The sequence below is a fragment of the Enterobacter sp. AG326 genome (genome assembly GCF_004362415.1).
Lineage (GTDB): Bacteria > Pseudomonadota > Gammaproteobacteria > Enterobacterales > Enterobacteriaceae > Enterobacter > Enterobacter asburiae.
Genome location: NZ_SNXG01000004.1, coordinates 249,441 through 268,215 on the forward strand (window position 1 = coordinate 249,441; position 18,775 = coordinate 268,215).

The 18,775-nt window shown below is 60.5% G+C and carries 18 protein-coding genes; 16 read left to right on the forward strand and 2 right to left on the reverse strand.

The genetic code is table 11. The features are described from left to right. The 6 genes from DFO52_RS15575 to DFO52_RS15600 all read left to right on the forward strand — a co-directional run bounded on the left by DFO52_RS15575 (position 1) and on the right by DFO52_RS15600 (position 5,811). Complete coding sequence (locus tag DFO52_RS15575; protein WP_047646583.1) at positions 1-777, forward strand: molecular chaperone; 777 nt, start codon at positions 1-3, stop codon at positions 775-777. After that, complete coding sequence (locus tag DFO52_RS15580; RefSeq protein ID WP_243737944.1) at positions 698-2,986, forward strand: fimbria/pilus outer membrane usher protein; 2,289 nt, start codon at positions 698-700, stop codon at positions 2,984-2,986. Before DFO52_RS15575 ends, DFO52_RS15580 begins: the two co-directional genes overlap by 80 nt. Further along, the gene (locus DFO52_RS15585) at positions 2,977-3,933 is read left to right on the forward strand and encodes a spore coat U domain-containing protein (protein ID WP_133550713.1); all 957 of its coding nucleotides are present in this window, start codon (positions 2,977-2,979) and stop codon (positions 3,931-3,933) included. Before DFO52_RS15580 ends, DFO52_RS15585 begins: the two co-directional genes overlap by 10 nt. Before the next feature lie 126 nt (positions 3,934-4,059). Then, positions 4,060-4,800, forward strand: coding sequence for a winged helix-turn-helix domain-containing protein (locus tag DFO52_RS15590; protein WP_133550714.1), 741 nt, complete (start codon positions 4,060-4,062; stop codon positions 4,798-4,800). A 1-nt stretch (position 4,801) separates the two neighbouring features. Continuing rightward, positions 4,802-5,275 (forward strand): hypothetical protein, encoded by a 474-nt coding sequence (locus DFO52_RS15595; RefSeq protein WP_047646579.1) that lies wholly within the window; start codon positions 4,802-4,804, stop codon positions 5,273-5,275. 29 nt (positions 5,276-5,304) lie between these two features. Then, positions 5,305-5,811, forward strand: coding sequence for a GNAT family N-acetyltransferase (locus tag DFO52_RS15600; RefSeq protein ID WP_133550715.1), 507 nt, complete (start codon positions 5,305-5,307; stop codon positions 5,809-5,811). Positions 5,812-5,903: 92 nt separating this feature from the next. Here the strand turns inward: DFO52_RS15600 and tsr are convergent, their stop codons facing one another. Both tsr and hpaR read right to left on the reverse strand, forming a co-directional pair. Beyond that, entirely contained in the window at positions 5,904-7,568 is a 1,665-nt protein-coding gene (tsr, locus tag DFO52_RS15605; protein ID WP_029741346.1) for a methyl-accepting chemotaxis protein, read from the reverse strand. An 83-nt stretch (positions 7,569-7,651) separates the two neighbouring features. After that, on the reverse strand, positions 7,652-8,092 hold the full coding sequence (gene hpaR, locus DFO52_RS15610) for a homoprotocatechuate degradation operon regulator HpaR (RefSeq protein ID WP_023334396.1): 441 nt from the start codon (positions 8,090-8,092) through the stop codon (positions 7,652-7,654). 270 nt (positions 8,093-8,362) lie between these two features. On the opposite strand from hpaR, the gene hpaG reads away from it, so the two are divergent. The 10 genes from hpaG (at position 8,363) to DFO52_RS15660 (ending at position 18,609) form a co-directional block, all read left to right on the forward strand. Next, entirely contained in the window at positions 8,363-9,640 is a 1,278-nt protein-coding gene (hpaG, locus tag DFO52_RS15615; RefSeq protein WP_133550716.1) for a 4-hydroxyphenylacetate degradation bifunctional isomerase/decarboxylase, read from the forward strand. After that, a complete protein-coding gene (hpaE, locus tag DFO52_RS15620; RefSeq protein WP_133550717.1) occupies positions 9,637-11,103 on the forward strand; it encodes a 5-carboxymethyl-2-hydroxymuconate semialdehyde dehydrogenase in 1,467 nt (488 codons plus the stop codon). The genes hpaG and hpaE overlap by 4 nt, the downstream gene beginning before the upstream one ends. A gap of 2 nt (positions 11,104-11,105) precedes the next feature. Then, positions 11,106-11,957 (forward strand): 3,4-dihydroxyphenylacetate 2,3-dioxygenase, encoded by an 852-nt coding sequence (gene hpaD / locus DFO52_RS15625; protein WP_045888120.1) that lies wholly within the window; start codon positions 11,106-11,108, stop codon positions 11,955-11,957. Between the two features lie 9 nt (positions 11,958-11,966). After that, a complete protein-coding gene (locus DFO52_RS15630) occupies positions 11,967-12,347 on the forward strand; it encodes a 5-carboxymethyl-2-hydroxymuconate Delta-isomerase (RefSeq protein WP_059347216.1) in 381 nt (126 codons plus the stop codon). Between the two features lie 65 nt (positions 12,348-12,412). Next, complete coding sequence (hpaH, locus tag DFO52_RS15635) at positions 12,413-13,216, forward strand: 2-oxo-hept-4-ene-1,7-dioate hydratase (protein ID WP_029741351.1); 804 nt, start codon at positions 12,413-12,415, stop codon at positions 13,214-13,216. 9 nt (positions 13,217-13,225) lie between these two features. Continuing rightward, on the forward strand, positions 13,226-14,023 hold the full coding sequence (gene hpaI, locus DFO52_RS15640; protein WP_133550718.1) for a 4-hydroxy-2-oxoheptanedioate aldolase: 798 nt from the start codon (positions 13,226-13,228) through the stop codon (positions 14,021-14,023). A gap of 21 nt (positions 14,024-14,044) precedes the next feature. Next, positions 14,045-15,397 (forward strand): 4-hydroxyphenylacetate permease, encoded by a 1,353-nt coding sequence (gene hpaX / locus DFO52_RS15645; protein WP_133550719.1) that lies wholly within the window; start codon positions 14,045-14,047, stop codon positions 15,395-15,397. 9 nt (positions 15,398-15,406) lie between these two features. Then, a complete protein-coding gene (gene hpaA, locus DFO52_RS15650; RefSeq protein WP_133550720.1) occupies positions 15,407-16,339 on the forward strand; it encodes a 4-hydroxyphenylacetate catabolism regulatory protein HpaA in 933 nt (310 codons plus the stop codon). Between the two features lie 177 nt (positions 16,340-16,516). Next, positions 16,517-18,079: a 4-hydroxyphenylacetate 3-monooxygenase, oxygenase component gene (gene hpaB / locus DFO52_RS15655; protein WP_023334387.1), complete on the forward strand. Its 1,563-nt coding sequence runs from the start codon at positions 16,517-16,519 to the stop codon at positions 18,077-18,079. Between the two features lie 17 nt (positions 18,080-18,096). After that, positions 18,097-18,609 carry a 4-hydroxyphenylacetate 3-monooxygenase reductase subunit gene (locus tag DFO52_RS15660; RefSeq protein ID WP_121932433.1) on the forward strand — a complete coding sequence of 171 codons (513 nt, stop codon included), beginning with the start codon at positions 18,097-18,099 and terminating at the stop codon, positions 18,607-18,609. The last annotated feature ends 166 nt before the right edge of the window (positions 18,610-18,775 follow it).

The window sequence follows — 18,775 nt, forward strand, 5'->3', positions numbered from 1 at the left end:
GTGCGTCGCTACCTTCCCTGCTTCATTCTTTGGCTCATGATGCTGGCGCTGCTGTCGCGCTACGCGCTGGCCGCCACGCTTCAGGTGGCCCCGGTAACGCTCGACCTGCAGAGCAATCAGCGGGCAGCGGCGGTCTATCTCACTAACAGTGGGAAAGCGGCCATCCATGCGCAGATTCGGGTGTACGAATGGACGCAAAAAAACGGTAAAGATGTTCTGGTGGCCACCGGGGAGGTGGTCAGCAGCCCGGCGATGACATCACTGGCGCCGGGCCAGCAGCAGCTGGTGCGTATTATCGTCATGCAGCCTGGCGTCCGTGCACAGGAGCAAAGTTACCGGCTGGTCATCGACGAACTGCCGGACGCCACGTCCCGTGCCGCCAATCCCAACGCGGTGCACTTCCTGCTGCGCTACTCGATTCCGGTGTTTATTGCCGGGAACCAGAACGCGCCAGCCAGCCACGATGCACTGAACTGCGAGCAGGCAGAAATGCCGGCCACCCTCCGCTGCTTTAACGCCGGAAATCGCCACATCCGCCTGAGCCACCTTGAAGCCCTGACGGCCGATGGGCAGGTTGTAGGCTCGATTAAAGGCCTGGCGGGCTATGTGCTCCCGGGACAAACCGCCCTTTTACCGCTTAAGCAGGCTTCACGACACGCGCTCAGCACGCTGCGCGTCTATCTCAATGATGACCACCATGCCAGCCAGATACCCCTGCGCCCGCTCGCTTCTCGCGCTCCTGTTTTGGCTACCGCTCATGCTGTCAGCCCGGGCTGAACCCGCCGACACCGTACAATGGCTGGCCATTACCGTGAACCACGCCCCGCGAGGCGAGCTCTGGGCCTGCCGGGTGGTGGATAATGCGCTATGGATAAGCCGCAGCGACATGAAAAAGCTGGGGCTTCACGCCCCGGACGATCGTGCCGGGTGGGTTGAGCTGACCTCCCTGCCGGGCCTGAAGGTCAATGTCGACGTGCTGTCCCAGCAGGTGTCGATTACCGCAGAGGCAGAGGCGTTCGAGGGCCAGCAGCATCTGACCGACTCAAAGCCCACACCGCTTTACCGCTATCCTGATGCGCAGCCCGTCAGCGCGTATACGCTCGGATACGCGCTCTACGCCAGCGATGCGCAGGGGAAGCGCCAGCTTAACGCCCAGACCATGCTGACCGCGTCCGGAGGGTTACCCGGAACGTTCAGCAGCAGTTTTTCAAGCCATGCAGGGGAGGAAAACAGCGCCGGTCGGCCTACCCACACCCGTCTTGAAACCCGCTGGCAGTGGGATAATACCGACTCGCTGACCACGCTGGCGCTGGGCGACAGCATCACCACCGGCACCCGCTGGAGCCGGCAGGTACGCTTTGGCGGTCTGCACTGGGCACGTAATTTTGAGCTCAATCCCCAGCTCAATACCGAACCGCGCAGCCGCTACAGCGACACGGCCGTGCTGCCTTCCACGGTCGATCTGTATATCGACGGCCTTAAGCAGAGCAGCCAGCGCGTCACGCCGGGAGACTTTCTGCTGGATACCCTGCCCTCCTTCACCGGCAGCGGGCAGGCGGAGGTGGTCATTACCGATATCAACGGTCAGCGTCGCGCCGTACAGCTCGATCTCTACGGCGCGCCGGGCATGCTGGCGGAAGGGCTCAGCAGCGGCTCGCTGGACATCGGCTGGATGCGGGAAAACTACGCCCAGCACTCCGACGACTATGCCGCCTCGCCTCTGCTGGACGCGGGCTGGCGCTATGGGGTGAATAATCACCTGACGCTGGCGCTGCATACGGAACAGCAGCGCAGGCTGCGCAACGTGGGCACGGGCGCTGACTGGCTGGTCTCTCCCGCCGTAGGGGTGGTCAGCCAGCACGTTGCCGTGAGCGACAGCCCTTACGGTCAGGGCGTTCAGTGGGGCCTCGGCTGGCAGTGGAACGGGAGAGGAACGGGCATTTCTGCCAGCACCGTCCGCACCGGGGCGGGATTCGCCGACAACGCCCGTATGAGCGGTGCCGCGCCCGTCAGACGCAGCGACAGCGTCTGGGTAAGCCAGTCCGTCCCCCACTTCGGAACCGTGGGCGCAGGCTGGGTACAGCAGAACATTCAGGGCAATACACAGCGTTACCTCAACGCCTCCTGGTCGCTGTCGCTGCCAGCACACATCTCCACCACGCTGAGCTATACCCGCTCGTTTACGGATTCGTCGAGTCACGTTCAGCTGCTGCTTTCCGTCCCATTGGGTCGAGAGGACACGCTCTCCGTTCAGGCCAGCCGGGATAAACCGCGCATGGATTACCGCCACCAGCCGGACGATGAGGCCGGCGGCTGGTCATGGGAGCTGGGCCAGGGCTTTGGCGAACGACGTGAAAGATATGCGGACGTAGGCTATCTGGGCCGAGCGGGCGAATGGCACGTTGGGCTGCAGCAAGGTGCTAACCAGGGCAACCAGTACGCCTCAGCCGAAGGCAGCCTGACGCTGCTGGACGGCAGCCTGCACGCGCTGCGCTATATCCAGCAGGGCATGGCGCTGGTGTCAACGCACGGCATTGGGCACGTACCGGTGATGCTGGAAAACCGCCCGGCCGGTGAAACGGATGAGGACGGTTATCTCCTGCTGACCGACCTGCCGCGTTACCACAACAGCAAAATCAGCATTAACCCGCTCGATCTGCCCGCCGATGTGATCGCTCCCGTCACCGACATGCATGCCAGACCGGGCAACGGCAGCGCGGTAAAAGTCGATTTTAACGTCCATCACGCCGTCACGGTTCAGGCCCGGCTGGTCGACAGCCGCCGCAGGCCGCTCCCGCTGGGCAGCGTCGTGTCAACGCCGCAGGGTGCGACCATCGTAGGACGCGACGGCTTTATCTGGCTTGAAGATCCGCCCCTGCCGGGTGAACTGGTGGTGAAGACCGGTGAGGGGGAGTGCCGGGTCACGCTTTCGGAGCCGCGTACCGCGTCATCTATACAGAATATCGGAGAACAACTGTGTCATTAAGAGCGCCGTTATTATTGCTGCTCGTCCTGTCCGTGAAGGCGATGGCGGCAGCCTGCTGGATAACCTCCACGCCCGCCATTAACTTTGGCAACGTCGTGGCGGGCAATACAACCTCCGTCAACACCGAGGTAAAATTTAGCTGCCAGGCCGACAACGAGGGCAGAACGGAATTTATCAACGTCTGCCTGAGCAGCGTAGACGCCCCGCCCTTTGAGATGATCTCGCCGGGGGACCAGGAGGGGAAACAGTACACTCTCCTCTTCCGCCTGCTTAACGGCGCAGCGCGCGCTCAGGAGCTGGGGCCTGCCAGCAGCGGGAACCTGATTCAGCAGACCCTGGCCGCGGAAAGCAATGCCAACGTCAGCGGTACCTTTCCGCTTATCGCGACCATTCCGGCAGGGCAAAGCCAGCTTCCGGCCTACCACTATTACAACTACAACATGAATCTGCGCATCGCCTGGCACAGCGCCGTGCGTCAGGATGCGCTGCAAAACTGCTCGGACGGTTCAGCAGAGGGGGAGCAGGTGCAGGGCGGCACCAACGCGCAGGCCGAAATCAGCCAGGGATGCTACATCGAGCGCGTGACACCGCTTAACTTCGGCACCCTGACCAGCACCGCAACCCTGCGCCCGACGCGATCCACCGCCACCCTCACCACGCGCTGTCCGGCCGGAACCGCGTTCACCCTTGCCATGGGCAAAGGCAACCATGCCAGCGGTAATCAGCGACAGCTCTGCAACAACGAGGGCCAGTGCCTGCGCTACGGGCTCTGGCAGGATGAGTCGGCCACGCAACGTTGGGGGGATCAAAGCAGCGGCGATGCGCTGCAGGTCACCAATCCCGCAGGCGGCACCCAGAACTACACCGTTTACGGCGAAGTCCCGGCACAGCCGCTAACCGGTACCGGGGAATTTATTGATGACGTGATTATCACGCTGACTTATTAAACCACCCAAAATCCTGTCTGGATCAATGTTATCGGTAACAGTGGCGTTAAAATAGCCAGCAGTGCTGCCCGGAAGGCGTAAGCCTTCTCTTTTTATTCGTTATCTCTGTTTTTATTACAACAACTTATGAAATACCTGCTTGCTGACGCCATCGTCTATAACGACGAGGACGGTTCTGTTTCTCTTATCAATGCGCCGGATGAAGATGCGCAGCTCCTCACCTGTACGGCGAATACCATCCTGAGGCTGCTGGTTCAGCATCATGGGAACGTGGTCGAACGGGAAACCTTTCTTCAGGAAGTCTGGGATCGGCGAGGGCTTCAGGGGTCTAACAACTCCTTAAACCAGTACATCAGCATTCTGCGCAAGATGCTGGCGACTCTGCTTCCCGACGAGCTCTTTATCGTTACCGTACCGAAAACTGGCTTTATGCTCAGCGCAGACGTCACGGTCACCCCGCTTGAGGAGGCCCCACCGACCGCCGAAACGGCGCAAGCTGCATGGCGCGTTCGCCCGGAATGGCTGTTCTGCGGCGCGCTCACGCTGGTCGTCGTTGCGCTATGCATCTGGATCGCGCTCATTAAGCCAGAAAACTCGCAGAGGGAGATCCATCTGCTGACGCATATCGGCACCTGTCCGGTCTACACCTTTACGCCGCTGGCGGACGTGTTCCATGAGAAGGCGATTGGGCTGGCGCAGACTCTTCAGCAGGACGGCCATCTTCCGTGCCTGAAAAACTCCATCTTCTACATGCACATTCAGAGAACGCTTTTCTACGGCCACGAAGGGCGGCTGGTGCTCTCCCAGTGTTCCCTCACGCAGGGTAAAGCCAGCGCCTGTCGTACGCTTTACTATTACGAGTGGTGATATGAAACACAAAAAAGTTTGGCTAATCCTGATCCTCAACCTGCTGCTGCTGGGCGCCGCGCTGGCCTGGTACTTCCACACGCCCCCGCTCTCGGTAGCCTGCGATGGAAACCTGACCTTCTCCGACAGGCGCGACAGCCACGATTTCACCTTTGACGGCGAGATCATTATGCGTTTTCATCCCGACAAAACGGGGTACATCACGCTAAACGGCAGCGTGGTGAATGCCCCGCGCAGCTGGGAGGTTTCCCGCCAGGAGATGTTTAAATGGCGTCACGTGGAGGGCGAACTGTATGAAATTGTCATTCAAAAAGTGGAGCGTTTTAGCCACGATGCCATGCCGCCCGGAGTCTTTGAAAAGTACGTCGCGGGCCTGACGCTGGGCAATAAAAGGCTTCTGACGATAGAGCGCACGCCGGAAGACGCGCTGGTGATCAGCAATTTTTACTCGCCGGTGCTGATCTGCTCGGAATAATGTCGACGGGTCAGGCTATACTTCCCGCCATGAATATTCGCATTCGCCCCACTACCCCTCACGACATTATCGCCCTGCCCGCCATTGAACGCGCGGCGGGCGAGCGTTTTCGTGAAAGCCCGGATCTCGCCTGGCTTGCCGACGGCGAGGTCATTTCCGCTGAGCAGCACCTTGAGTATGCCGAACGTGGGCTAAGCTGGCTGGCGCTGGCGAACGACAAGCCCGTCGGATTTATCCTTGCCGAGGCCCATCCTTCATCACTGTTTATTGTCGAACTCTCGGTTGATCTGGAGTGGCAGGGAAAAGGGATCGGCAGGCAGCTCATCGCCTGCGTGGCAGACCATGCCCGTAAAAGAGGGCTGACAGCGCTGACGTTGACGACGTTCAGGGACGTACCGTGGAACGCGCCGTTCTATGCGCGGCTGGGGTTTGAAAAAATGACGACGCTGACGCCTGAACTGCGTCAGAAAAGGGAAGAAGAGACAGCGCACGGTTTCGCGTATGAAACGCGCTGCGCCATGCGCCTGCCTCTGTAATATCGCCCGGTGGCGCTGCGCTTACCGGGCCTACAAAACCCTGAACCGTAGGCCGGGTAAGGCGCAGCCGCCACCCGGCACAACGCACCGGGTTAGAACGTTTCCCAGTTATCGCCTGAATCGGCAGTCGCGGTTTTACGCGCCATCACCGGCGTGGAAACCGCTTTAGCCGCAGCGAATTCGCGCGCTTTCATCTGCTCCTGCTGAATGCGGAACACCGCCACGGCCTGAGTCAGACGGCTCGCCTGCTCTTCCAGTGCGGCGGCCGCTGCGGCAGATTCCTCAACCAGCGAGGCGTTCTGCTGGGTCACGCGATCCATCTCAGCTACCGCCAGACCCACCTGGTCGATACCGCGGCTCTGCTCGTCAGACGCAGAGGCGATTTCACCCATGATGTCCGTTACGCGGGTCACCGCGTTCACGATCTCACCCATGGTTTCACCGGCGCTTTCTACCAGCGTTGAACCTACTTCCACGCGGCCCACGGAGTCTTCAATCAGACTCTTGATCTCGCGTGCTGCCTGGGCGCTGCGCTGGGCCAGGTTACGTACTTCACCTGCCACCACCGCAAAACCACGACCCTGCTCGCCCGCACGCGCCGCTTCTACCGCCGCGTTCAGTGCCAGAATGTTGGTCTGGAAGGCAATGCCGTCGATCACGCTGATAATGTCGGCAATTTTCTGCGAACTGCCCGCGATATCACGCATGGTCTGCACCACGTTATCCACCACTTTGCCGCCTTTCTGCGCGGTTTCAGAGGCGCTCAGCGCAAGATGGCTCGCCTGACGGGCGTTTTCGGCGTTCTGCTTAACGGTCGCCGTCAGCTGCTCCATGCTGGCAGCGGTCTCTTCCAGAGAAGCGGCCTGCTGTTCAGTACGGGAAGAGAGGTCGTTGTTGCCCATCGCAATTTCGCTCGCGCCGCTGTAGATAGCGTTCGCGCCGTTACGCACGTCGCCGACGGTACGCACCAGCTCACCCTGCATATGGCGCAGCGAGTCGGCCAGTTCACCCATCTCGTTGGTGCCCTGAACCTCAATGCGCTTCACCAGGTCGCCGCTGGCGATATGGCGAATGTTGTCGATCAGACGATTCAGCGGAGAGATCAGCGTCTGCTTGATGTTGAGCCAGACGGCCACGATCACCACCAGCACGGCAATCAGGACGCTGATCAGCACCCAGATAGCCTGGCTGAAGGAGCTGTTGCTGTCTTCGACCGCCGTCTGGTACAGCTTGTCATTCTGCTGCAGGTAGCTCACATACTGCTTCTCAAAACCGTCCTGATAGCTCTGGGTCGGCTGGTCGAAGAAGGCGTTGATTTTGCCGGCACCCAGCAGCTGAATCAGCTCCGCCAGCGCGCCGTGGTAAATATCATAGTTACGCTTGATCTCCATGGCATCCGCATCGCTTTGACGCGGATCGCGCGGCAGGGCTTCGTAGGCAGCCCAGTTTTTTTCCGCCTGTTTCAGAGACGTAGACGCGATTTGCATCAAATCGTTAACGGTCGCGCCGCTGCCGATATTGCTCTGATCCATCATGTAGCGGATACCCGCACGGTTCAGGGTATTACGGGTTTGCAGCAACGCTACCCAGCTGGCGTTCAGCGTGGATTGTTGCTGGCGAATGGTTTGCAGGACGGTGAAATTCTCTTTGTCATTCTTAAGGGCATTAAAGAAAAGACCACCGGACGTGAGTTGTAAAAGGCCAAATATCGCTAAAACCAGCATTAAGCTGGTGACAATCTTGATACGGTTTAACATGTTTTCTCTTTCCTCAGACAGATACAGAATTTTCGGCCTGGAAAGGGAAAACTTTACGAAAATCATTCTGGAATTTGTGGTTTTTACTCTTCTTCCCGCGCTGCGTTATGCCGGTTTCCGAGTTCAATAAACTCTTCCAGCAGCGCCGTCAGCTGTTTCATCTTCTCCGGCGTGTATTCCGCCTCGATCTGCTGATACGCCTCTTCGACCTGCGCCTGGGCGTGTTCATACAGCGCATTCCCCTCTTTGGTCAGCGACACGTACAGCTTGCGCTGGTCGTTCACCGGCTTTAAGCGCAGCACCAGGCCGTCGCGCTCCATCCGCGTCAGAATGCCCGTCAGGCTCGGGCGCAGGATGCAGGTGCGAAACGCCAGATCGTGAAAATCCATCGACGGATGTTCAGCCAGCACGCGCACAATGCGCCACTGCTGCTCGGTCAGATTATGGCGCTTTACGATCGGGCGGAAGTACGACATCGCCGCTTCCCGCGCCTGCAGCAGCGCGATGGTTAATGAGTCATGCATAGGCTCTCCCTTCACATCATTAACAAGTAAACAATCACTAAAAGATGCTTTTATAAACAACACGTTTTCCGTCAAAAAGTCTAACAGAAACCATTCATTTTTATTAACTGCATGATTTAAATATAAATAAAAACCAATATGTAAATTTATTGTTATTCATATCACAAATTTTTCACTTCTGATTGCGAAATAAACAGCAAAAGCATAAAACCAGATCATTAATATATTAATGAAATCATAACCCGGACCGCCGGGATGAGGAGTATGTGAATGAAAGGTACCGTTTTTGCCGTCGCCCTCAACCATCAAAGCCAGCGTGAAGCCTGGCGCGAGGCGTTTGAAAAAGCCCCCTACAGCACGCCGCCGAAAACGGCGGTATGGTTTATCAAACCGCACAACACGGTGATTCGCGCGGGCGAGCCGATCCCCTTCCCGCAGGGGGAAACGGTGCTGAGCGGCGCGACGGTGGCGCTGGTCGTGGGCAAAACCGCCAGCAGGGTGCGCGTGGAGGACGCCGCGGAGTACATCGCGGGATATGCGCTCGCCAACGAGGTGAGCCTGCCGGAAGAGAGCTTCTACCGCCCGGCCATCAAGGCCAAATGCCGGGACGGATTTTGCCCGCTGGGCGAACTTGTCGCCGTTGATAACGTGGATAACCTGACCATCATCACCGAAATCAACGGCCGCGAAGCGGACCACTGGAGCACGGCCGATCTTCAGCGCAGCGCCGCCGAACTGCTGAGCGCCCTGAGCGAGTTCGCCACCCTCAATCCCGGCGATGCGATCCTTCTCGGCACGCCGCAAAGCCGCGTGGAGATCCGCCCGGGCGATCGCGTGCGCATTCTGGCAGAAGGCTTTCCGCCGCTGGAAAACCCGGTGGTGGATGAGCGCAACGTCACTGTTGCCCACAGCACGCCGCCGCACGCCACGCTATTTGCCCTCGGTCTGAACTATGCCGACCACGCCAGCGAGCTGGACTTCAAGCCACCGACCGAGCCGCTGGTATTTATCAAAGCGCCAAACACCTTCAACGGCGACAGCCAGACGTCGGTGCGTCCGAACAATATCGAATACATGCACTACGAGGCGGAGCTGGTGGTGGTCATCGGTAAAACCGCGCGTAAGGTCAGCGAAGCCGAGGCGATGGACTACGTGGCGGGCTATACGGTCTGCAACGACTACGCCATCCGCGACTACCTGGAAAACTACTACCGCCCGAACCTGCGGGTAAAAAGCCGCGACGGGCTGACCCCCATTTCCCCAAACGTCGTGCCGAAAGCGGCAATTCCCGACCCGCACAACCTCGCCCTGCGCACCTTCGTCAACGGCGAGCTGCGCCAGGAAGGTACCACGGCGGATCTGATCTTCAGCATTCCGTTCCTGATTGCGTACCTGAGCGATTTTATGACCCTGCAGCCGGGCGACATGATTGCCACCGGCACGCCGAAGGGGCTGTCCGACGTGGTGCCGGGCGATGAGGTGGTGGTGGAAGTGGAGGGCGTGGGACGCCTGGTGAACCGAATTGTCAGCGAGGAGACTGCAAAATGAAAAAGATTAACCACTGGATCAACGGTAAAAACGTCGCGGGAAGCGAGTACTTCCACACCACCAACCCGGCTTCCGGCGAGGTATTAGCGGAAGTCGCCTCCGGCGGTGAAGCTGAAATTCACCAGGCCGTCGCCGCCGCCAAAGAGGCGTTCCCGAAGTGGGCCAACCTGCCGATGAAGGAGCGCGCGCGCCTGATGCGTCGTCTGGGCGATCTGATCGACCAGAACGTGCCCGAGATCGCCGCCATGGAAACCGCCGACACCGGCCTGCCGATCCACCAGACTAAAAACGTGCTCATTCCGCGCGCCTCGCACAACTTCGAGTTCTTCGCCGAGGTGTGCCAGCAGATGAACGGCAAAACCTACCCGGTCGACGACAAGATGCTCAACTACACCCTGGTGCAGCCGGTGGGCGTCTGCGCGCTGGTGTCGCCTTGGAACGTGCCGTTTATGACCGCCACCTGGAAGGTCGCGCCGTGCCTGGCACTCGGAAACACCGCGGTGCTGAAGATGTCTGAACTCTCCCCGCTGACCGCCGACCGTCTGGGCGAGCTGGCGCTGGAGGCGGGCATTCCGGCGGGCGTGCTCAACGTGGTGCAGGGCTACGGCGCGACGGCAGGCGACGCGCTGGTGCGCCATCACGACGTGCGCGCCGTCTCCTTCACCGGCGGCACCGCCACCGGGCGCAACATCATGAAAAACGCCGGGCTGAAGAAATACTCCATGGAGCTGGGCGGCAAATCCCCGGTGCTGATTTTTGAAGATGCCGACATCGAGCGCGCGCTGGACGCCGCCCTGTTCACCATCTTCTCGATCAACGGCGAGCGCTGCACCGCGGGCTCGCGCATCTTCATCCAGCAGAGCATCTACCCGGAATTCGTGAAGCGCTTTGCCGAACGCGCCAACCGCCTGCGCGTTGGGGATCCAAACGATCCGAACACCCAGATCGGCGCGCTCATCAGCCAGCAGCACTGGGAGAAGGTCTCCGGTTACATCCGCCTCGGCATTGAAGAGGGTGCAACCCTGCTGGCGGGCGGCCCGGACAAACCGACCGATCTGCCTGCGCACCTGAAGGGCGGCAACTTCCTGCGCCCAACCGTGCTGGCGGATGTCGACAACCGCATGCGTGTGGCGCAGGAGGAGATCTTCGGGCCGGTGGCCTGCCTGCTGCCGTTCAAGGACGAAGCGGAAGGTCTGCGCCTGGCCAACGACGTGGAGTACGGCCTGGCGTCGTACATCTGGACCCAGGACGTCAGCAAGGTGCTGCGCCTGGCGCGCAGCATTGAAGCGGGCATGGTGTTCGTGAACACCCAGAACGTGCGCGACCTGCGCCAGCCGTTTGGCGGCGTGAAGGCCTCCGGCACCGGCCGCGAGGGCGGGGAGTACAGCTTTGAAGTGTTCGCGGAGATGAAGAACGTCTGCATCTCCATGGGCGACCATCCGATTCCAAAGTGGGGGATCTGACCATGGGTAAATTAGCGCTAGCGGCAAAAATCACCCACGTGCCGTCGATGTACCTCTCCGAGCTGCCGGGGAAAAACCACGGCTGCCGCCAGTCGGCCATCGACGGGCATAAAGAAATCAGCAAGCGCTGCCGCGAGCTGGGCGTGGACACCATCATCGTGTTCGATACCCACTGGCTGGTGAACAGCGCGTACCACATCAACTGTGCGGACCATTTTGCGGGCGTCTACACCAGCAACGAGCTGCCGCACTTTATCCGCGACATGACCTACGACTACGACGGCAACCCGGAACTCGGCCAGCTGATCGCCGACGAGGCGGTGAAGCTCGGCGTGCGCGCCAAAGCGCACAACATCCCGAGCCTCAAGCTGGAGTACGGCACGCTGGTGCCGATGCGCTACATGAACGCGGATAAACACTTCAAAGTAGTCTCCATCTCGGCGTTCTGCACGGTACACGACTTTGCCGACAGCCGCAGGCTGGGCGAGGCCATCGTCAGCGCCATCGAAAAATACGACGGCACCGTGGCGGTGCTCGCCAGCGGCTCGCTGTCGCACCGCTTTATCGACGACCAGCGCGCGGAGGAAGGGATGAACAGCTACACCCGCGAGTTTGACCGCCAGATGGACGAGCGCGTGGTGAAGCTGTGGCGCGAGGGCCAGTTCAAAGAGTTTTGCAGCATGCTGCCGGAGTACGCCGACTACTGCTACGGCGAGGGCAACATGCACGACACCGTGATGCTGCTGGGCATGCTCGGCTGGGACAAATACGACGGCAAGGTGGAGTTCCTCACCGAGCTGTTCGCCAGCTCCGGCACCGGCCAGGTTAACGCCGTTTTCCCGCTGCCCGCGTAAGGAGCCACCATGCCGCACTTTATTGCTGAATGTACCGACAACATCCGCGAGCAGGCCGACCTGCCGGGGCTGTTCGCCAAAGTCAACGAGGCGCTGGCCGCCACGGGCATCTTTCCCATCGGCGGTATCCGCAGCCGCGCCCACTGGCTGGATACCTGGCAGATGGCCGACGGCAGGCACGACTACGCCTTTGTGCATATGACGCTAAAGATTGGTGCCGGGCGCAGCCTGGAGAGCCGCCAGCAGGTGGGCGAGATGCTGTTTGCGTTGATTAAAGATCATTTCGCAGCGCTGATGGCCGACCGCTATCTGGCACTGTCGTTCGAGCTCGACGAGCTGCATCCGACGCTCAATTACAAACAGAACAACGTGCACGCGTTGTTTAAGTAAAACCGGCACGGCCAGCCTCCCTCTCCCACGGGGAGAGGGAGAAAAACGTAAAACAGGATATCGCCATGCTCGACAAACACACCCATACCCTGATCGCCCATCGCCTGCATCAGGCGGAACAAACCCGGGAGCAGATCCGCGCGATCTCCCTTGAGTACCCGGAGATCACCATTGAAGACGCCTACGCCGTCCAGCGCGAATGGGTCAGCCTGAAAATCGCCGAAGGCCGCGTGCTGAAGGGCCACAAGATCGGCCTCACCTCCAAAGCGATGCAGGCCAGCTCGCAGATTAGCGAGCCGGACTATGGCGCGCTGCTGGACGACATGTTTTTCCACGACGGCAGCGACATTCCCGTCGATCGCTTTATCGTTCCGCGCATCGAAGTGGAGCTGGCCTTCGTGCTGGCAAAACCGCTGCGCGGCCCGAACTGCACGATCTTCGACGTCTACAACGCTACGGACTACGTCATCCCCGCGCTGGAGCTGATCGACGCCCGCTGCCACAACGTTGACCCGGAGACCCAGCGCCCGCGCAAGGTGTTCGACACCATCTCCGATAACGCCGCCAACGCGGGGGTGATCCTCGGCGGCCGTCCGATTAAGCCCGACGCGCTGGATCTGCGCTGGATCTCTGCCCTGCTCTACCGCAACGGCGTGATCGAAGAGACCGGCGTTGCCGCAGGCGTGCTTAACCACCCGGCGAACGGCGTCGCGTGGCTGGCGAACAAGCTGGCGCCGTACGACGTACAGCTTGAGCCGGGGCAAATCATCCTCGGCGGCTCCTTTACCCGCCCGGTACCCGCCAGCAGAGGCGACACCTTCCACGTCGACTACGGCAGCATGGGCTCCATCAGCTGCCGCTTTGTTTAGGAGAGGACCATGCAAAACGCATTCAAAGCGGCGCTGCAGGCGGGACGCCCGCAAATCGGCTTATGGCTGGGGCTGACCAGCAGCTACAGCGCCGAGCTGCTGGCCGGGGCAGGCTTCGACTGGCTGCTGATCGACGGCGAGCACGCGCCGAACAGCGTACAAACCGTGTTAACCCAATTACAGGCCATCGCGCCTTATCCCAGCCAGCCGGTGGTGCGCCCGTCGTGGAACGACCCGGTGCAGATCAAGCAGCTGCTGGACGTGGGCGCGCAAACCCTGCTGGTGCCGATGGTGCAAAACGCCGATGAAGCGCGGCTGGCGGTACGTGCCACCCGCTACCCGCCCGCGGGCATTCGCGGCGTCGGAAGCGCCCTGGCGCGCGCCTCGCACTGGAACCGGATTCCGGACTACCTGCAGCAGGCCAACGACGCCATGTGCGTGCTGGTGCAGATCGAAACCCGCGAGGCGCTGAAAAACCTGCCGCAAATACTCGACGTGGAAGGGGTCGACGGCGTGTTTATCGGCCCGGCGGATCTGAGCGCCGACATGGGCTTTGCCGGCAACCCGCAGCACCCGGAGGTGCAGGCCGCCATCGAGCAGGCGATCGCGCAGATCCTTAGCGCCGATAAAGCGCCCGGCATCCTGATGGCGAACGAGCAGCTGGCGAAACGCTACCTTGAACTCGGCGCGCTGTTTGTCGCCGTCGGCGTCGACACCACCCTGCTCGCTCGCGGCGCAGAAGCGCTGGCGGCACGCTTTATCGAACAACCGGTTACGTCAGTTAATAACAATAAATCCGTCTACTAAACGTAAGATCTGGAGCGCACCATGACGACCTCTACCCTGCAAACCCATGATAATAAAGCTGTTGAACATCGCGTCATTAACAAGCTGTTCCGACGCCTGATCGTCTTTCTCTTCATCCTGTTTGTCTTTTCGTTTCTCGATCGTATCAACATCGGCTTTGCCGGGCTGACGATGGGCAAAGATCTGGGCCTTACGTCGACCATGTTTGGCCTGGCCGCGACGCTGTTTTACGTCACCTACGTGCTGTGCGGGATCCCGAGCAACATCATGCTGGCGAAGATCGGCGCACGGCGCTGGATCGCCGGGATCATGGTGGTGTGGGGCATCGCCTCCACCTGTACCATGTTCGCCACCAGTCCGCACACGCTCTATATTTTACGCATGCTGGTGGGCATTGCCGAAGCGGGCTTCCTGCCGGGGATCCTGGTCTATCTCACCTGGTGGTTCCCGGCCTATCACCGCGCCCGCGCCAACGCGCTGTTTATGATCGCCATGCCGGTGACCATGATGCTCGGCTCGATCCTCTCCGGCTACATTCTGGCGATGGACGGGCTGTGGAACCTGAAGGGCTGGCAGTGGCTGTTCCTGCTGGAGGGGCTGCCGTCGGTGGTGCTCGGCGTGGTGACCTGGTTTTACCTCAACGACACGCCGGATCGGGCCACCTGGCTGGACGACGACGAAAAGCAGGCGCTGAAAACGATGATCGCCCGCGAGCAGGAGGTCGCCATTGCCCAATCCGTCACGCCGCGCTCAACGCTGCGCGAAGTGCTGACCCCGGCGGTGCTGCTCTACACGCTGGCCTACTTCTGCCTGACCAACACGCTCAGCGCCATCAACATCTGGACGCCGCAGATCCTGCAAAGCTTTAACACGGGGAGCAGCAATATCGTCATCGGCCTGCTGGCGGCGATCCCGCAGTTTTGCACTATTCTCGGGATGATCTGGTGGAGCCGACGCTCCGACAGGCTGAAAGAGCGAAAAAAGCACACCATCCTGCCGTACCTGTTCGCCGCGGCGGGATGGATGCTGGCCTCGGCCACCGATCACAGCCTGATCCAGCTGCTTGGCATCATTATGGCCTCAACCGGATCCTTTACCGCCATGGCCATATTCTGGACCACCCCGGATCGGGTGATTAGCCTGCAGTCCCGCGCGGTGGCGCTGGCGGTGATCAACGCCATCGGCAACGTCGGATCCGCCGTTAGCCCGTTGTTGATCGGCATTCTGCGTGATTCAACCGGCAGCTTTAGCTCCGGACTGTGGTTTGTGGCCGGGCTGCTGGTGGTGGGCGCGCTGGTGCTGACGCGCATTCCGATGACGCAGCGCGAAAGCCTTGAGCGCGAGCCGGGCGTCGCGGCGCAGAAGATCCACTAGGGAGCCGCCATGTGCCAGAGCCCCATTACCAACATCGACATCAGCAAGGAGTACGACGAAAGTCTGGGCACCGACGACGTGCATTACCAGTCGTTCGCGCGCATGGCGGCCTTTTTTGGCCGCGACATGCAGGCGCACCGTCACGACCAGTATTTTCAGATGCACTTTCTTGATACCGGGCAGATTGAGCTCCAGCTCGACGATCACCGCTACTCGGTACAGGCCCCGCTGTTCGTCCTCACGCCGCCGTCGGTGCCGCACGCGTTTATCACCGAATCCGACAGCGACGGACACGTGCTGACGGTGCGCGAGGATCTGATCTGGCCGCTGCTTGAGGTGCTCTACCCCGGCACGCGGGAAGCGTTTGGCCTGCCGGGGATCTGCCTCTCGCTGGCCGACAGGCCGGACGAGCTGGCGGCGCTGAAGCACTACTGGCAGCTCATTGCCCGGGAATCCACGGAACAGCTGCCGGGGCGCGAACATACCCTGGTCCTGCTGGCGCAGGCGGTCTTCACCCTGCTGCTGCGCAACGCGAAGCTCGACGACCACGCTTCGGGCGGCATGCGCGGCGAGCTGAAGCTGTTCCAGCGCTTTACCCAGCTGATAGATGCCCACTACCACCAGCACTGGACGGTGCCGGAATACGCCAGCGAGCTGCACCTGACCGAATCCCGCCTGACCGACATCTGCCGCCGCTTCGCCAACCGCCCGCCGAAGCGGCTGATCTTCGACCGCCAGCTGCGCGAAGCCAGGCGGCTGCTGCTCTTTTCCGACAGCGCGGTCAGCGAGATTGCCTGGCAGCTGGGGTTTAAGGACCCGGCCTATTTTGCCCGTTTTTTTAACCGCTTAGTGGGGTGCTCGCCGAGCGCGTATCGGGCGCAGAAAGTACCGGTGTCGCCTGTTCCCCTCACCCCTGCCCTCTCCCAAAGGGAGAGGGAGTAACCGTCCCCTCTCCCTTTGGGAGAGGGTTAGGGTGAGGGAAATCACACTCTGCGATCTCTCGCGAAAAGTACCCGCCGTTGTCCCAATCGTCCCTTCACGTTACGCCGCGCTCAGGCTTCAATTAAACAACAAAAACAAAACATAAATTTAACAACCCTATTCCGATACGAGGTCCCTATGAAGCCTGAAGATTTCCGCGCTGATGCCAAACGTCCGTTAACCGGCGAAGAGTATTTAAAAAGCCTGCAGGACGGCCGTGAAATTTATATCTACGGCGAGCGCGTCAAAGACGTCACCACCCATCCGGCGTTTCGCAACGCGGCGGCCTCCATCGCGCAGATGTACGACGCGCTGCACAAGCCGGACATGCAGGACACCCTCTGCTGGGGCACCGACACCGGCAGCGGCGGCTATACCCATAAGTTCTTCCGCGTGGCGAAAAGCGCCGACGACCTGCGCCAGCAGCGCGACGCCATCGCCGAGTGGTCACGCCTGAGCTACGGCTGGATGGGCCGCACGCCGGACTACAAAGCCGCATTCGGCTGCGCGCTCGGCGCCAACCCGGCCTTCTACGGCCAGTTCGAACAGAACGCCCGCAGCTGGTACACGCGCATTCAGGAAACCGGCCTGTACTTCAACCACGCCATCGTTAACCCGCCGATCGACCGCCACAAGCCGGCTGACGAGGTGAAAGACGTCTACATCAAGCTGGAGAAAGAGACCGACGCCGGGATCATCGTCAGCGGCGCGAAAGTGGTGGCAACCAACTCGGCGCTGACCCACTACAACATGATCGGCTTCGGCTCCGCGCAGGTGATGGGCGAAAACCCGGACTTCGCGCTGATGTTCGTCGCGCCGATGGACGCCGAGGGCGTGAAGCTGATCTCCCGCGCCTCTTACGAGATGGTGGCAGGCGCAACCGGATCCCCTTACGACTACCCGCTCTCCAGCCGCTTTGACGAGAACGACGCGATCCTGGTGATGGATCACGTGCTGATCCCGTGGGAAAACGTGCTGATCTACCGCGATTTCGACCGCTGCCGTCGCTGGACGATGGAAGGCGGCTTTGCGCGGATGTACCCGCTGCAGGCCTGCGTTCGCCTGGCGGTGAAGCTCGACTTCATCACCGCCCTGCTGAAAAAATCCCTGGAGTGCACCGGTACCCTGGAGTTCCGCGGCGTGCAGGCGGATCTCGGCGAAGTGGTGGCCTGGCGCAACATGTTCTGGGCTCTGAGCGACTCCATGTGTTCCGAAGCTACCCCGTGGGTCAACGGCGCGTATCTGCCGGATCACGCCGCGCTGCAAACCTATCGCGTCATGGCGCCGATGGCCTACGCGAAGATCAAGAATATCATCGAGCGTAACGTGACGTCCGGGCTGATCTACCTGCCGTCCAGCGCCCGGGATCTGAACAACCCGCAGATCGACCAGTATCTGGCGAAATACGTGCGCGGCTCCAACGGCATGGATCACGTCGAACGCATCAAGATTTTGAAGCTGATGTGGGACGCCATCGGCAGCGAGTTTGGCGGCCGTCACGAGCTGTACGAAATCAACTACTCCGGCAGCCAGGATGAGATCCGCCTGCAGTGTCTGCGCCAGGCGCAAAGCTCCGGCAACATGGACAAGATGATGGCGATGGTCGACCGCTGCATGTCCGAGTACGACCAGCACGGCTGGACGGTGCCGCACCTGCACAACAACAGCGATATCAACATGCTCGACAAGCTGCTGAAATAGCGCAGCGGGAGGTTGCAATGCATTCAGATGAACAACGCCTGCGTTTTCGCGACGCAATGAGCAGCCTGTCGGCGGCGGTCAATGTGGTCACCACCGAGGGCGAGGCGGGCCGCTGCGGCATTACCGCCACCGCCGTCTGTTCGGTCACGGACACCCCGCCGTCGGTTATGGTGTGCATCAACGCCAACAGCGCCATGAACCCGGTTTTTCAGGGCAACGGCAGGCTGTGCGTTAACGTACTGAACCACGAGCAGGAGATCATGGCTCGCCATTTCGCCGGGATGACCGGTATGACGATGGAGGAGCGCTTTGCCCTCTCCTGCTGGCAGAAAGGCCCGCTGGGGCAGCCGGTGCTCAAGGGCGCGCTCGCCAGCCTGGAAGGCGAGATTAGCCAGGTGCAAACCATCGGCACGCATCTTGTCTATCTTGTTGAAATTAAAAATATCATTCTGAGCGACGCGGGACACGGCCTGATCTACTTCAAGCGCCGTTTCCACCCGGTCATGCTGGAGGCGGAAGCCGCCGTGTGATCCCCCCTCGCGCTGGCCTTTTTCTTCGGCCAGCGCCGCTTTCTACAAAAACTCCTAAGGTTTCCGCTAAATCACGCCGTTATATAACCATAAGAGAAATTTTCTGTGACTGAATACTGACACCCTTTGTCAGTGCATCCGCATCATTCAGCGCATACCTAAATAT